The sequence below is a fragment of the Streptomyces sp. NPDC051684 genome (assembly GCF_044453445.1).
Lineage (GTDB): Bacteria > Actinomycetota > Actinomycetes > Streptomycetales > Streptomycetaceae > Streptomyces.
In genome coordinates this window covers 32839-46929 of the sequence record NZ_JBITCS010000002.1, presented here as the reverse complement: position 1 = coordinate 46929, position 14091 = coordinate 32839, and the positions used below count along the sequence as shown (strand labels likewise).

Here is a 14091-nt window from a genome sequence, read left to right as displayed (position 1 = left end):
GTCCTCGACCTTGCGGCCGCAGGGCCATGGGGGACCTACAGGGAGTGCTCCTGACGGGACGGCAGGGGCAGTGGACTGGGTCTATCGGGTGCCCTTGGGGTCGAGCGCGTCGCGCAGGCCGTCCCCGAAGAGGTTGAAGGCCAGCACGGTGATGAAGATCGCCACGCCAGGGAAGACCATGAACATCGGGTCGTGCTCGTACGTGCCGAGCGCGTCCCGCAGCATGCCGCCCCACGAGGCGGTCGGCGGCCGGACACCGGCGCCGAGGAAGCTGAGCGCCGCCTCCGTAAGGATGTTGGTGGGGATCATCAGCGTGGTGTAGACGGTGATGGGCGCCACCAGGTTCGGCAGCAGCTCGCGGAAGAGGATGTGCCGGGGTCCGCCGCCGAGGCTGCGGGCCGCCTCCACGTACTCGCGCTCGCGCAGCGAGAGCGTCTGACCGCGCACGATCCGGCCGATGTACGGCCAGCCGAAGAAGCCGATCACCATGATCAGGATCATGATGCGCACGCCGCTGCCGGTGAGACCGAGCAGGTCGTTGGGGAGGACGGAGACCAGGGAGATGATGAAGAGAAGCTGCGGGAAGGAGAGCAGCACGTCCATCACGCGGCTGATCACCGCGTCCGCCCAGCCGCCGAAGTAGCCGGCGATGATGCCGAAGAGGGTGCCGAGCACGACGGCGACGACCGCGGCGAGAACGGCGACCAGCATCGAGACGCGGGTGCCGTAGACGATGCGGCTGAAGATGTCGCGGCCCTTGTTGGGCTCCACGCCGAAGAGGTGCTCGGCGCTGACGCCGCCCAGGGCGCCCTTGGGCAGGTTCGTCAGCTCGTCCAGCTTGTCCTGGTGGAACTCGTTCGGCGGGTGGCCGAGCAGGCTGACGATGAGCGGGGCGAAGACCGCGACCAGGACGAGGAGCACGACAACGATGCCACCGCCGAGGGCGACCTTGTCGCGCCTGAGCCGACTCCAGGCGATCTGCTTGAGCGACCGGCCCTCGACCTTGCGGCCTCCGTCTCCCTTGGCAGGCTCGACCGGGGCGCTCGGTTCCGCTTCTGCGCTCGCGTCGTGCAATGGTGCCGTCATCGTGGCAGGGACCCCTCTCAACCGGCGGTGACCGGCCCGCACTTGCCGCTGTGGCGGCGTGGTTCAGTCCGTCGTACACAGAGGCGAAGCCCCCTTGGAGCGGGAGTCTTCAACCTGGGCGCGATCTGTTGCCAGACTTGACGGCGAAAGGATGCCTAAACGTGATGCAGGCTGGGGTGTTCCGTTATCCGGACTGCCGTGAACGGGGGGCGGACGGTGGGCAGTTGGTGTGCAAGTGGGCGAACCCCACCCTTGACCGGGTGAGTTGGGACGTAAACGGCCAATCGCCGGACGGGCTGGAACTTTCCAGCCCGTCCGGCGATTGAGGACAATCTTTTAGAACGTCGCGCCGTACGGCGGCGGATACCCGTACCCACCCCCGGCGGGAGCCGCATGGGCCTCGCGGTCGTAGAACGGCCGCGCGTTCGACCGGAGCCACATGGCAATGGGGTCGTACTCGTCCGACATCGCGACCGTGGACACCGGAAGGCCCTCGGGGACCGCCGGGATGGACTGCTGCATCATCGCCCGGACCGCGTCCACGGACGCCGGGGACGTGTCGTAGACGTCCAGACCGATGGCGAGATAGGGCGCACCCAGCGTGGGCTGGACCCAGGCACGGCGCAGGGAGCGGATCGCCGTCGTGCGATGCGCGTTCTGCGTCAGGGTCGCGTAGAACTGCGGGATCTCGATCGTCGGCTCGGAGAGCCTCAACGGGCCCGCCGGCTGCCGGTCCAGGCCGCCCGCGATCCGGCGCAGATCGAGCCACGGGATGCCGACGCCGCCGCCCGGCGCGTGCGGATTCAACCAGAGCCCGTAGTGGTCCGGGTAGAGCGTGCGCGCCGCGTCGACCCCGCTCACCACCTCGTACGCCCGCGACCAGCCGGACGCGGAGAGCTCCTGGGCGGAGGTGACGCAGGGGGCGTACGAGAAGCCGTCCACCTCCATGTTCCCGAACTGGGCGTCAGGGGACCCGGCCTGGCCGTGCCAGAGCAGCATCCAGACCTGCCCGGCCGCGGGGTCGGCGAGGGCCTTGAGGAGCGCCTCGTACGCGTCGTAGCGTCCCGGCGTCACCTGGCGCAGCATGTGCTCGACCTGTCCGGCCGCGGCCGTGCCCGACGCACTCACCCGTAACCGCCCCTTCGGCTTTTCAAAGACGTCCGTGTCCCACGTGGCCGGAAAGCGAAGCGCCGACCGGTCACGTCATGAAACCAGCTTAAGCGGCGATACTGACACCGACTTGACGGACGCCGTCACCCTTCTCGTACGTAGAACGGCCGTACGTGTGTACGCAGCCAGTCCGCGACCGGGTCCTGCGTCACGTCCAGGAACACCAGGTTGACGGCCCAGGGCACCGGCGCACGGCCCAGCGCCCGCCCCAGCGCGTCCAGCGGAAGGTCCCCCGCACCGCTCGGGGCGCTCACCGCCTGCGACAGCTCCACGCCGATGAACAGGGACGGCTCCGCGTCCTCCACGGTCGCGAGGCAGCGCCGCGCGCTCAGCACCGTGCCGAGCCCCTCGAACTCCTCGCGCACCGCGGCCAGGAAATCCATCGGGTCGATCTGCCAGTCGGGCTCGCTCAGCACCACACGGCCGCCCGTCGCCGGCCCGTCCAGCGGCGTGCGGCCGCTGCGGGCCAGCTCGGCGACGGCCGGCGGCGGCAGCGGCACGCCGACCGTGCCGTCCGGGTTCACGGCGATGCCGACCTGCGGCGGCAGCCCGCGCGCGAACTCCACGGCCGGGGCCACCGTGCAGTCCATCCGGCCACCGGTGACCGCCATGAACTGCTGCTCCGAGCTGAACACGGGGACGAAGGCCTGGCCCCCGATCTCCAGGCTCGGCAGGTCGAGGTCCCGGCTGGCGTTCGAGCCGCCGCGGGGCAGCGGGATCCACACGTGGCTGCGGCCGAGGACCTCGACTATTCGGCCACCCGCCGAACTCCCCGCCTCCTGGCCGAGGGCCGCGGCGAGGACCTCCTCCAACTCGTTGACGGGCCAGCCCTTCGCGGGGTGGCCGTAGCCGCCCTCGTGCCCCTGGGCATGACCGTGACCCGGCTCCGGGGTGCCTGGGAACTCCATGACTGCCATCAACCTCTGCTGTTCTGCCGCGCTGCTGTGCCCGCCGACCTTAACTCGTACACACAAAGGGACACGGTGCGGTTCCCTCCGCTTGCCCCGGGGTCGGGGTCAGTCGCCGAACGTGATCCCGCCCAGCGCCTCCATCGCCGCCCGGTCGAGCAGCACCGCCGACTCCATCCCGGCCGGCAGCTTCCCCCGCTCCGTCGAGCTGACGAGCGCGCCCACCGCTCTGCGGTGCCGCGCGAAGGCGTACCGGGACACCCCCCGGCCGCGGTCCCGCTGCCCCTCAAGAGCCGTGTCCGCCGGGACGTCGAGCAGCATCAGGTGGACGGCGACCCCGCGCCGCCGCGCCGTACGGATCACCCAGCGGCGCACCCACGCCTGCGTCCCGCAGTCGTGCACGACGACGCTCACGCCCGAGCGCATCGCCCGGCGCAGCCCCACATAGTGCGCGATGCGGACCAGCGGCCGGTACAGCGCGTACGGCAGGTACCGCGGCATGCGCGCGGCCCAGCGCTCACGCGTGTCCTGCGAGTCGATCCGGATCTCCTTCACGGCCCGCCGCATCAGCGTCGACTTGCCGCTGCCGGGCAGTCCGGAGAGCACGACGAGGTCGCCCGCCGCGAAGGCGAGCCGGCGCGGCGTGTGACCCCGGCGGCCGCGCAGGTCCCGCACCGAGCGCTGACGGGGGATCCGCACCCCCGCCACCACCGATGCCGAAGCCGACACCGCATAAGCCCCCGCCACTGCCCGCCCGTCACCCACCACCGCCCTTGCAACGAGGGCCCTGCGGGCCCACCCCTCCTTTTCTTGCACCGTGATCGTCCTCCCCGTTCCGGTCACGTCACCCTTGCCCCTCAAGTGTAAAGAGAAGGTAATGCCTCTCAAGGGGTTTCCCTGTCGGGCGGGCATGCAATGATGTGCCCGCAACTGCATACCGGCCGCTTGAATCCGCGCGGGAGAGTTCCGGGTACCCACGAGTGCCCGGACGCCGAAGGAGCAAGTTCCTCCCTTGAATCTCTCAGGCCCCGTACCGCGCGGGCGAGGCAGATCTGAAAAGTGGGGCGCCTTTGTGACACGGCGCCCCCACCCAAGGTGCAAGCCCCCTCGGGGCGAACCTCTCAGGTTCCGATGACAGATGGGGAGGACGTCTCGCGCGCGATCCGAGACTCCGCCATCGCCGTCATGCCACCGGGAGCACACCAGCCATGACCCGCACCACCGCACTCGACGCCCTGCACCGTTCGCTGGGCGCGACGATGACCGACTTCGCCGGCTGGGACATGCCGCTGCGCTACGGCAGCGAGCGCGACGAGCACAACGCCGTGCGCACCGCGGCCGGCCTCTTCGACCTCTCCCACATGGGCGAGATCACGGTGTCGGGCCCGCAGGCCGTCGACCTCCTCAACCACGCGCTCGTGGGCAACATCGGTTCCGTGGGCCTCGGCCGCGCCCGCTACACGATGATCTGCCGCGCGGACGGCGGCATCCTCGACGACCTGATCGTCTACCGCCTCGGCGAGACCGAGTACATGGTGGTCGCGAACGCGGGCAACGCGCAGGTCGTCCTCGACGCCCTCACCGAGCGCGCCGCAGGCTTCGACGCCGAGGTCCGCGACGACCACGACGCGTACGCGCTGCTCGCCGTGCAGGGCCCGAACTCCGCGGCGATCGTGAAGTCCGTCACGGACGCGGACCTGGACGGCCTCAAGTACTACGCGGGGCTGCCCGGCACCGTCGCCGGCGTGCAGGCGCTCATCGCGCGCACCGGCTACACCGGCGAGGACGGCTTCGAGCTGTTCGTCTCCCCCGCCGACGCCGAGAAGCTGTGGCAGGCACTGACCGAGGCGGGCGCCGAGTACGGCCTGATCCCCTGCGGCCTGTCCTGCCGGGACACGCTGCGCCTGGAGGCGGGCATGCCGCTGTACGGGCACGAGCTGTCGACGTCCCTCACCCCCTTCGACGCCGGTCTCGGCCGGGTCGTGAAGTTCGAGAAGAAGTCGCCGAACGAGCACAGCGACGACTTCGTGGGCCGCGAGGCGCTGGTCTCCGCCGCCGAGCGCGCCGAGGCCAACCCGCCCCGCAAGCTCGTCGGCCTGATCGCCGAGGGCCGCCGCGTCCCGCGCGCCGGGATGTCGGTCGTCGTCGACGGCACGGTGATCGGCGAGGTCACCTCCGGCGCCCCGTCCCCGACGCTCGGCAAGCCGATCGCGATGGCGTACGTGGACGCCGCGCACGCGGAGCCGGGCACGGCGGGCGTCGGTGTCGACATCCGCGGCACGCACGAGCCGTACGAGGTCGTGGCCCTGCCGTTCTACAAGCGCCAGAAGTAGGCCCCCGCACTCCCCCGCAGCCCCGCCGTCACCAGCACCTTCCCGCGTACAGGAGAATTCCCATCATGAGCAACCCCCAGCAGCTGCGTTACAGCAAGGAGCACGAGTGGCTCTCCGCCGTCGAGGACGGCGTCGCCACGATCGGCATCACGGAGCACGCCGCGAACGCGCTCGGTGACATCGTGTTCGTCCAGCTTCCCGAGGTCGGCGACACCACCACCGCCGGTGAGACCTGCGGTGAGCTGGAGTCCACGAAGTCAGTCTCCGACCTGTACTCCCCCGTCAACGGCGAGGTCACCGAGATCAACCAGGACGTCGTCGACGACCCGGCCCTGGTCAACTCGGCCCCGTTCGAGGGCGGCTGGCTGTTCAAGGTCCGGCTGGCCGACGAGCCGAAGGACCTGCTCTCCGCCGACGAGTACACCGAGTTCTCCGGGAGCTGACCCGCACCATGACTGAGAAGTCCGTCCTGAACGAATCCCTGCACGAGCTCGACCCCGAGGTCGCCGTCGCGGTCGACGCCGAGCTGAAGCGCCAGCAGTCGACCCTCGAAATGATCGCGTCGGAGAACTTCGCCCCGGCCGCCGTCATGGAGGCCCAGGGCTCGGTCCTCACCAACAAGTACGCGGAGGGCTACCCCGGCCGCCGCTACTACGGCGGCTGCGAGCACGTCGACGTCACCGAGCAGATCGCGATCGACCGCGTGAAGGCGCTGTTCGGCGCCGAGTACGCGAACGTGCAGCCGCACTCCGGCGCCTCCGCGAACCAGGCCGCACTCTTCGCCATCGCCAAGCCGGGCGACACCATCCTCGGCCTGGACCTGGCGCACGGCGGCCACCTCACGCACGGCATGCGCCTGAACTTCTCCGGCAAGCAGTTCAACGTGGTCCCTTACCACGTCGACGACGCCGGCCTGGTCGACATGGCCGAGGTCGAGCGGCTCGCCAAGGAGCACCGCCCCAAGGTGATCATCGCCGGCTGGTCCGCGTACCCGCGCCAGCTGGACTTCGCCGAGTTCCGTCGCATCGCCGACGAGGTCGAGGCGTACCTCTGGGTCGACATGGCGCACTTCGCGGGCCTCGTGGCCGCGGGCCTGCACCCCAACCCGGTCCCGCACGCCGACGTCGTCACGTCCACGACGCACAAGACGCTCGGCGGCCCGCGCGGCGGCATCATCCTGTCGCGTGACACGGCCTTCGCGAAGAAGCTGAACTCGGCGGTCTTCCCGGGCTTCCAGGGCGGCCCCCTGGAGCACGTGATCGCGGCCAAGGCCGTCTCCTTCAAGGTCGCGGCCTCGGAGGACTTCAAGGAGCGCCAGGCCCGCACGATCGAGGGCGCGCAGCTCCTCGCCGAGCGCCTGACGACCCCGGAGTCCCGCGCGGCGGGCGTCAACGTGCTGTCCGGCGGCACCGACGTGCACCTGGTCCTCGTCGACCTGCGCGACTCGGAGCTCGACGGCCAGCAGGCCGAGGACCGCCTCCACGAGGTCGGCATCACGGTCAACCGCAACGCGGTCCCGAACGACCCGCGCCCGCCGATGGTCACCTCCGGCCTGCGGATCGGCACGCCTGCCCTCGCCACCCGCGGCTTCCAGGCCGAGGACTTCCGCGAGGTCGCCGACGTGATCGCGCTCGCGCTCCAGCCGTCGTACGACGCCGAGGCGCTCAAGGCCCGGGTGACCGCTCTGGCCGACAAGCACCCGCTGTACCCCGGCCTGAAGTAATTCGGCCCGGATTACGTACCCTTTCGTAGGTACGTCCTGTCGGGGCACCCGCACACTGGAATCAGCAGATGTCAGTGGGCGCGGTGCCCCGGCCGCGTCCACCGCACCACTCGCTTGCCCGGCAGACAACGGCGTCTACCACCACCATTGGAGTCCCACCGTGGCCATCTCGGTCTTCGACCTGTTCTCGATCGGCATCGGCCCGTCCAGCTCGCACACGGTCGGCCCGATGCGCGCGGCCCGCATGTTCGCGCGGCGCCTCAAGAACGAGGGCCTGCTGGCCCACACCGCCTCGGTCCACGCCGAGCTGTACGGCTCCCTCGGCGCGACCGGACACGGACACGGCACCCCCAAGGCGGTGCTGCTCGGCCTCGAAGGCGACTCCCCGCGCACCGTCGACGTGGAGAAGGCCGACGAACGCGTCGAGACGATCAAGGAAAAAGGTCTCCTCAACCTGCTCGGCGCGCACGAGATCGCCTTCTCCTACGACGACGACCTCGTCCTGCACCGCCGCAAGGCCCTCCCGTACCACGCGAACGGCATGACGCTGTGGGCGTACGACGCCGATCGCAAGGAGCTGCTCACCAAGACGTACTACTCGGTGGGCGGCGGCTTCGTCGTCGACGAGGACGCGGTCGAGGGCGAGAACCCGATCGTCCCCGACGACACCTCCCTCAAGTACCCCTTCCGCACCGGCGACGAGCTGCTCCGCCTCACGCAGGAGACCGGCCTGTCCATCCCGGCGCTGATGCTGGAGAACGAGAAGGCGTGGCGCACGGAGGACGAGATCCGCTCCGGGCTCCTCGACATCTGGCGGGTCATGCAGGCCTGCGTCTCCCGCGGCATGTCCCACGAGGGCATCCTGCCCGGCGGCCTCAAGGTCCGCCGCCGCGCGGCGAGTTCGGCCCGCAAGCTGCGCGCCGAGGGCGACCCCGTGGCCCACGCCATGGAGTGGATCACCCTCTACGCGATGGCGGTCAACGAGGAGAACGCGGCCGGCGGCCGGGTGGTGACCGCCCCGACGAACGGCGCGGCCGGCATCATCCCCGCGGTCCTGCACTACTACGTGAACTTCGTGCCCGGCGCCGACGAGGACGGCGTGATCCGCCTCCTGCTCACGGCGGGCGCCATCGGCATGCTCTTCAAGGAGAACGCCTCCATCTCCGGCGCCGAGGTCGGCTGCCAGGGCGAGGTCGGCTCCGCCTGCTCGATGGCGGCGGGCGCGCTCGCCGAGGCCCTCGGCGGCTCCCCCGAGCAGGTCGAGAACGCGGCCGAGATCGGCATGGAGCACAACCTCGGCCTCACCTGCGACCCGGTCGGCGGCCTCGTCCAGATCCCGTGCATCGAGCGCAACGGCATGGCGGCGGTCAAGGCCGTCACCGCCGCGAAGATGGCGCTGCGCGGCGACGGCTCGCACAAGGTGTCCCTGGACAAGGTCATCAAGACGATGCGGGACACCGGCGCGGACATGTCGGTGAAGTACAAGGAGACGGCGCGGGGCGGCCTCGCCGTCAACATCATCGAGTGCTGAGGAGCCCCCTCGGGAGTTACAGTGCGGCGCTCTTCCCCGCGCCCGAGGCGCTCCCCGCGAGCCAGTCGTCCCAGCTCAGGTTGAAGGCCGCGTAGCCGTTGTCGGCCGGGGCCTTGGCGCGCGGGGAACCGGTGATGGTCACCGGGTCGCCCTGCTTGACCTGGCCGTAGAACCACTTGGCGTCGGACATCGACAGGTGGACGCAGCCGTGCGAGCCGCGGGCGCTGCCGCTGCCCGGGTTCGGGTCACCGGTCGAGTAGTGGACGTACGTGCCGGACTGGGTGAGGTGGACGTCCCAGGGCAGCGTCAGGTCGTAATAGTCGGGGCTGCCCTTGTCGCAGCTGATGCCGACGCTGCAGGAGGTCATGTGGACCTTCTTCTGCTTGTCGATGACGGCCATCGTGCCGTTCCACGTCGGGTACTGGGCGCTGCCCGCGTTGATCGACAGCGTGCGCAGCGCCTTGCCGTTCCGCGTCACCTTCAGGGTGTGGCCGGGCACGGAGACATCGGCGCGCACGTCGTCGCCGACCGTGAAGGTGTGCGTGTAACCGTGCACGCCGTAGCGGCCGTTGCCGTTGCTGACGCCCTTCATGTCGGCGTCGACCTTCACCTTCGTACCGGAGGGCCAGTACGTCTTGGGGCGCCAGTCGGCGCGCTTGTCGCCGAACCAGTGCCAGGCCCCCTCGACCGGCTTCGAGGTGCTCACCTTCATGTGCTTCTCGACCGTGGCACGCGCCTTCGCCGCCACCGGGTTGGTGAAGACGACGGAGACCGGCATGGCGACGCCGACCTTGGTGCCGCTCTGCGGCGTGATCGTCTCCAGGAGCATCGGCGGGCCCTTGGGCTTGGTCGGCGAGGGCTTCGCACTCGCCTTCCCCGACGCCGTCGTGTCGGCCTTGCCCGCGCCGCCACCGCCGCAGGCGCTCGCGCCCACCAGCACCGCGACCGTCATCAGCGCGACTCCTGTGCCACTGCCCCTGCGCCGTCCCACGACCTGCCCCACTCTCCGAGTCCGCCCCGAGCGCCCCGAACAGGGCTCAGCTCCCTGTCAGACAGGCACAGGGGCTCCGCCAGTTGCGTTCTCCGCGGTAAAGCGCGTTCCAAGACTTGGGGCGTCCGAAACGTCGGACTCTAGACAGTGACTCTCAGGACAAGTGCCGCCACGGCGAGTGCGCAGCAGAACGACCACCCGCCGTAGTCCCGGTCGCCGACGCGCAGATGCGCGCCGAGCGCCCCCACGAAGTACAGCACCAGGCCCGACGCGGCCGCGATCCCGAGCGCCGGCACCACGAACCCGGCGACGAGTCCCAGCGCACCGGCCCCGAGCGCCGTCCCGAGCCACGGAATCCACGCGTACGGCACCCCCAGCTTGTCGGCCTGCGCCTTCGGATACGAGTGGCCCGCGAGGTTGGCGACGGCCGCCGATCCATAGACGAAGGCGGCGAGGACGGTGACGACGACGTAGACGCTGAACATTGCTGTGCTCCTCCGGAAGGGGTTCCACCAGACCGACGGATCACCCCTCGGCGGATGTGACATCCGGCGGGACGCCGCCGATCTGCGCAAAGGTGGTCTCATCACCGGCCGGATCAGGGACGATGAAAGTTCGACCTCGTCGCCCCACCGACCTGGAGGCCCGCATGATCCGAGGCATCGACGTCAGCTCGCACCAGTCCACGTTCGACACGGACGGCCTGTCGTTCGTCTTCGTCAAGGCGACGGAGGGGCGTTCGTACGTCAACCCGCGCCTGGCCGCCCAGACGAAGCGGGCCCGCGACGCGCACTGCGTCGTCGGCTTCTACCACTTCCTGTGGCCGGGGAACATTACGGCGCAGGCCGAGTACTTCGTCAGCAAGTCCCCGGAAAAGGTGGGCGACTTGCTCGCGGTGGACTGGGAGACGACCGGTGAGGGCACGCACGCGAGCAACGCGGAGAAGGACAAGTTCATCCGCGAGGTGAAACGCCTGCGGCCCAACCACCGCGTCCTGCTCTACGCAAACAGGAATTTCTGGCTCAATATCGACACGACGTCCTACGCCGGTGACGGCCTCTGGATCGCCGACTACGTGAGCGCGGGCAAGCCCCGCATCAAGGCGGACTGGGCGATCCACCAGTACACCGACAGCCCGCTCGACAAGAACGTCGCCGACTTCGAGAGCAAGGACGCCCTGTACGAGTGGGCGGGCGGCGTCTGACAGGGGGCGGCGGTCGGGCGCACCACTCCGCCGTGCGGTCGGGGGACGCCGAGTCCAGTGCCTTGCGGACGGTGGCGGCGTCGGCGGCCATGCCGTAGACGGGGGTGCCGGGCTGCTGGCGCCACGAGTCGTCCTGGCCGCCGGTGTCCACGGTGTCGAAGCCGATCTCGTCGAGGAGCGCCGCGACGACCCGCTTGGCCGCCGCGTCGTCGCCCGCGATGGGGAGGGCGACGCGGGCCGGGTCGCCGGCGGGGCGGGGCTTGTCGAGGAATCCCTTCGGCAGCTTCGGTACCGCCTTGAGCGGGATCGTGACGACGACCTGCGCGTCGCGGACCGCGTCCTCGCTGGTGGCGGGGGTGGCGCCGGTCTCCTCCGCGAGAGGGCACGCCCGCCATTCCGGCCCGACGATCGGCTTCACCCGTTCGCGCGGCCCCTCAACTTGCCCTGCATTTCTGCCAGTTCGCCGTGCGCCGCCCGCCCCGCCGTCTCCGGGTCGCCCGCCGCCACCGCCTCCACCAGCTCCGCGTGTGCCGCGTCGCCGTGGTCCTGCTCCGCCCCTCGTACGTCCACCAGCGCGAGGAGGTCGATCAGGGCCTGGCGCAGGGCCGGGGCGAACTCGGCGAAGAGGTCGGTGAGTACGGGGTTGTGGGCGGCCGCGACGACCGTGGCGTGGAGGGCGATGTCGGCGTCGACGAACGCGTCGCCGGGGCCGCCCGCCGCCGTCCTGCGCGTGGCGAGCGCCGATCGCATCGCCGCGACGTCCTCGTCCGTGCGGCGTTCGGCGGCGAGGCGCGCGGCCTGGACCTCCAGGAACGTGCGGACTTCGTAGACGTCGGCGACCGCCGCGCGGCGCAGGCGGGTGGGCCAGTCCTCGACCGGGCGCAGGGCCGTGACGAACACGCCCGCGCCCTGCTTCGGCTGAAGCATCCCCTGGCCCGTGAGCGCGCGCAGGGCCTCGCGGACGGTGGAGCGGCCGACACCGAGTTCCTTGGCGAGGGTGGTCTCGCCGGGCAGGCGGGTGCCGACGGGCCACATCTCGTCGGCGATCTGCGCGCGGAGGCGCTCGGCGGCCTGTTCGACGAGAGGGCTGGGGCGGAGCGGGCCGGCCGGCGACGACACGGGATCACCAACTTGTCTGAGGGGTACTTGTCTGAGGACCTGAGGTGTGGCTAGTGTACCGGGCATGTTCCGCGGACTCCTTCTTCTCGGCTGCCGCGGCGGGGCCTGACGCGACCGGCACCCCGCCGCGGGGTGCCGTGCTGCCGGTCGGCCACCGTCACGACCGCACCGAGGAAGGCTCAGCCACCATGTACCGCTGGAATCCGCAGACCCCGGGACCGATGCCGTACCACCGTTACCGGCCGCACCAGGAGCGGGTCGCCAACGTCACGCTCACCGACCGGAGTTGGCCGTCGAAGGAGCTCACCGAGGCGCCGCTGTGGGTGCCGGTCGATCTGCGCGACGGGAATCAGGCGCTCGCCGAGCCGATGGACACCGCCCGCAAGCGCCGTTTCTTCGATCTGCTGGTGGGGATGGGGTTCAAGGAGATCGAGGTCGGCTATCCCTCGGCCAGCCGGACGGACTTCGACTTCGTGCGTCATCTGGCGGGGCAGGTCGCGGCGGGCGCCGTGCCGGGCGATGTCACCCCTGTCGTCTTCACCCCGGCCAAGCCGGAGTTGATCGAGCGGACCTTCGAGTCCATCGAGGGGCTGCCGCGCGCCGTGGTGCATCTGTACATCCCGACCTCTCCCACCTGGCGCGACGTCGTCCTCGGCATGACGCGCGAGGAGATCCGGCGGACCGTGACCGCGGCCGCCGCGCACATGGCCCGCCTCGCCGACGCCCGCCCCGACGCGCACATCCGCTTCCAGTTCGCCCCGGAGACCTTCAACCTCACCGAGCCGGACTTCGCGCTGGAGATCTGCAACGGGCTGACCGACCTGTGGGACGCGTGCCCCGAGCGCCCGGTCACCCACAACCTGCCGACGACCGTCGAGATCGCGACGCCGAACGTGTACGCCGACCAGATCGAGTACATGCACCGGCACCTGGACCGCCGCGACTCCGTCATCCTCTCCGTGCATCCGCACAACGACCGCGGCACCGGCGTCGCCTGCGCCGAACTGGCCGTCCTCGCGGGCGCGCAGCGGGTGGAGGGCTGCCTGTTCGGCAACGGCGAGCGGACGGGCAATGTCGATCTGGTGACCCTGGCGATGAACCTGTACGCGCAGGGCGTCGACCCGATGATCGACTTCTCGGACATCGACGCGGTGCGCGAGACCGTCGAGTTCTGCAACCGGCTGCCGGTGCATCCCCGGCACCCGTACGGCGGCGAATTGGTTTACACCGCTTTCTCCGGCACCCACCAGGACGCCATCTCCAAGGGGTTCGCGCACCGCGCCGCGCACCCGGACGAGCCGTGGGACGTGCCGTACCTGCCGATCGACCCGGCCGACGTGGGGCGCACCTACGAGGCGGTGATCCGGGTCAACTCGCAGTCCGGGAAGGGCGGGATGGCGTATCTGCTGAAGGAGCACCACGGCGTCGACCTGCCGCGGGAGCTGCGGCCCGAGTACGCGCGGATCGTGCAGGAGGCCACGGACGAGAGCGGCCGGGAGGCGGCGCCGGACGAGCTGTACGAGCTGTTCCGGGCGGCGTATCTGGATGTCACCGGCCCGGTGGCGCTCGCCGACGGCTGGTCGGCGCGCCAGGACGGCGCCGTGCACCACTTCACGTGCACGCTCGAAGTGGGCGGCGCGATGCGGGAGTTGGAGGGCAAGGGCAACGGTCCGCTGGCGGCCTTCACGGACGCGCTGGCGGCGGCCGGCCGGGAGGTGGACGTGCTGGACTTCGGCCAGCACGCGCTGACGGCGGGGCGGGAGGCCGAGACCGTGGCGTTCGTGCGGCTGCGGGTCGACGGGGCGCCGGTGTGGGGCGCGGGCCGGGACACGTCCGTGCTGGCCGCCTCCGTACGGGCGGTCCTGTCGGGGGTGAACAGGGCGGCCGCCGGGGCGTGAGACACCGGTGGGGGGGGGGGGCGGGGCCCCCCCCCCCCCGCCGGGCCCGCCCCCCCGCCCGGGGGGGGGCCTATTGAGGTTTGTCCCCCAAAACTCGAAACGGCAGCCCCGGTACACCGTTGGGTCCA

General features: G+C 70.7%; 13 protein-coding genes, 1 pseudogene and 1 riboswitch. Of the genes and pseudogenes, 6 read left to right on the top strand and 8 right to left on the bottom strand.

The window, feature by feature from the left end:
• Positions 1-81: 81 nt before the first annotated feature.
• The 4 genes from ACIA8D_RS02710 to ACIA8D_RS02695 all read right to left on the bottom strand — a co-directional run bounded on the left by ACIA8D_RS02710 (position 82) and on the right by ACIA8D_RS02695 (position 3872).
• On the bottom strand, positions 82-1086 hold the full coding sequence (locus tag ACIA8D_RS02710; protein WP_399228100.1) for an ABC transporter permease: 1005 nt from the start codon (positions 1084-1086) through the stop codon (positions 82-84).
• Between the two features lie 336 nt (positions 1087-1422).
• Positions 1423-2214 carry an enhanced serine sensitivity protein SseB C-terminal domain-containing protein gene (locus ACIA8D_RS02705; RefSeq protein WP_399228099.1) on the bottom strand — a complete coding sequence of 264 codons (792 nt, stop codon included), beginning with the start codon at positions 2212-2214 and terminating at the stop codon, positions 1423-1425.
• Between the two features lie 125 nt (positions 2215-2339).
• Positions 2340-3164 (bottom strand): enhanced serine sensitivity protein SseB, encoded by an 825-nt coding sequence (locus ACIA8D_RS02700; protein WP_399228098.1) that lies wholly within the window; start codon positions 3162-3164, stop codon positions 2340-2342.
• 108 nt (positions 3165-3272) lie between these two features.
• Positions 3273-3872, bottom strand: a complete 600-nt coding sequence (locus ACIA8D_RS02695; RefSeq protein ID WP_399228517.1) for an AAA family ATPase — start codon at positions 3870-3872, stop codon at positions 3273-3275.
• Positions 3873-4110: 238 nt separating this feature from the next.
• A riboswitch (glycine riboswitch) is annotated at positions 4111-4210 on the top strand.
• A gap of 162 nt (positions 4211-4372) precedes the next feature.
• Between ACIA8D_RS02695 and gcvT the strand changes: the two genes are divergently transcribed.
• From gcvT to ACIA8D_RS02675, 4 genes are all read left to right on the top strand, one after another.
• A complete protein-coding gene (gene gcvT / locus ACIA8D_RS02690) occupies positions 4373-5497 on the top strand; it encodes a glycine cleavage system aminomethyltransferase GcvT (protein WP_399228097.1) in 1125 nt (374 codons plus the stop codon).
• A 65-nt stretch (positions 5498-5562) separates the two neighbouring features.
• The gene (gcvH, locus tag ACIA8D_RS02685) at positions 5563-5940 is read left to right on the top strand and encodes a glycine cleavage system protein GcvH (RefSeq protein ID WP_327656534.1); all 378 of its coding nucleotides are present in this window, start codon (positions 5563-5565) and stop codon (positions 5938-5940) included.
• A gap of 8 nt (positions 5941-5948) precedes the next feature.
• Positions 5949-7220 carry a serine hydroxymethyltransferase gene (glyA, locus tag ACIA8D_RS02680; protein WP_399228096.1) on the top strand — a complete coding sequence of 424 codons (1272 nt, stop codon included), beginning with the start codon at positions 5949-5951 and terminating at the stop codon, positions 7218-7220.
• A gap of 160 nt (positions 7221-7380) precedes the next feature.
• Positions 7381-8751, top strand: a complete 1371-nt coding sequence (locus ACIA8D_RS02675; RefSeq protein ID WP_399228095.1) for an L-serine ammonia-lyase — start codon at positions 7381-7383, stop codon at positions 8749-8751.
• Positions 8752-8767: 16 nt separating this feature from the next.
• On the opposite strand, the gene ACIA8D_RS02670 is transcribed toward ACIA8D_RS02675, so the two are convergent.
• Positions 8768-9703 (bottom strand): Ig-like domain-containing protein, encoded by a 936-nt coding sequence (locus tag ACIA8D_RS02670; protein ID WP_399228094.1) that lies wholly within the window; start codon positions 9701-9703, stop codon positions 8768-8770.
• Between the two features lie 179 nt (positions 9704-9882).
• Positions 9883-10227 carry a DoxX family protein gene (locus ACIA8D_RS02665; RefSeq protein ID WP_399228093.1) on the bottom strand — a complete coding sequence of 115 codons (345 nt, stop codon included), beginning with the start codon at positions 10225-10227 and terminating at the stop codon, positions 9883-9885.
• Positions 10228-10391: 164 nt separating this feature from the next.
• Between ACIA8D_RS02665 and ACIA8D_RS02660 the strand changes: the two genes are divergently transcribed.
• Positions 10392-10946, top strand: coding sequence for a glycoside hydrolase family 25 protein (locus ACIA8D_RS02660; protein WP_399228091.1), 555 nt, complete (start codon positions 10392-10394; stop codon positions 10944-10946).
• A 16-nt stretch (positions 10947-10962) separates the two neighbouring features.
• On the opposite strand, the pseudogene ACIA8D_RS02655 reads toward ACIA8D_RS02660, so the two are convergent.
• Together ACIA8D_RS02655 and ACIA8D_RS02650 are read right to left on the bottom strand one after the other, a co-directional pair.
• A pseudogene (locus ACIA8D_RS02655) lies at positions 10963-11349 on the bottom strand (NADP oxidoreductase); the annotation flags it as partial.
• An 11-nt stretch (positions 11350-11360) separates the two neighbouring features.
• On the bottom strand, positions 11361-12065 hold the full coding sequence (locus ACIA8D_RS02650; protein WP_399228090.1) for a FadR/GntR family transcriptional regulator: 705 nt from the start codon (positions 12063-12065) through the stop codon (positions 11361-11363).
• A gap of 188 nt (positions 12066-12253) precedes the next feature.
• On the opposite strand from ACIA8D_RS02650, the gene leuA reads away from it, so the two are divergent.
• Positions 12254-13963, top strand: a complete 1710-nt coding sequence (gene leuA, locus ACIA8D_RS02645; protein WP_399228089.1) for a 2-isopropylmalate synthase — start codon at positions 12254-12256, stop codon at positions 13961-13963.
• Positions 13964-14091 lie beyond the last annotated feature (128 nt).

Bases quoted from the DNA above. Each gene is read 5' to 3' on its own strand.
- ACIA8D_RS02660 (WP_399228091.1), top strand. From the start codon at position 10,392: ATGATCCGAGGCATCGACGTCAGCTCGCACCAGTCCACGTTCGACACG.
- ACIA8D_RS02710 (WP_399228100.1), bottom strand. From the start codon at position 1,086: ATGACGGCACCATTGCACGACGCGAGCGCAGAAGCGGAACCGAGCGCC.
- gcvH (WP_327656534.1), top strand. From the start codon at position 5,563: ATGAGCAACCCCCAGCAGCTGCGTTACAGCAAGGAGCACGAGTGGCTC.
- leuA (WP_399228089.1), top strand. From the start codon at position 12,254: ATGTACCGCTGGAATCCGCAGACCCCGGGACCGATGCCGTACCACCGT.
- ACIA8D_RS02670 (WP_399228094.1), bottom strand. From the start codon at position 9,703: ATGACGGTCGCGGTGCTGGTGGGCGCGAGCGCCTGCGGCGGTGGCGGC.
- ACIA8D_RS02700 (WP_399228098.1), bottom strand. From the start codon at position 3,164: ATGGAGTTCCCAGGCACCCCGGAGCCGGGTCACGGTCATGCCCAGGGG.
- glyA (WP_399228096.1), top strand. From the start codon at position 5,949: ATGACTGAGAAGTCCGTCCTGAACGAATCCCTGCACGAGCTCGACCCC.
- gcvT (WP_399228097.1), top strand. From the start codon at position 4,373: ATGACCCGCACCACCGCACTCGACGCCCTGCACCGTTCGCTGGGCGCG.
- ACIA8D_RS02665 (WP_399228093.1), bottom strand. From the start codon at position 10,227: ATGTTCAGCGTCTACGTCGTCGTCACCGTCCTCGCCGCCTTCGTCTAT.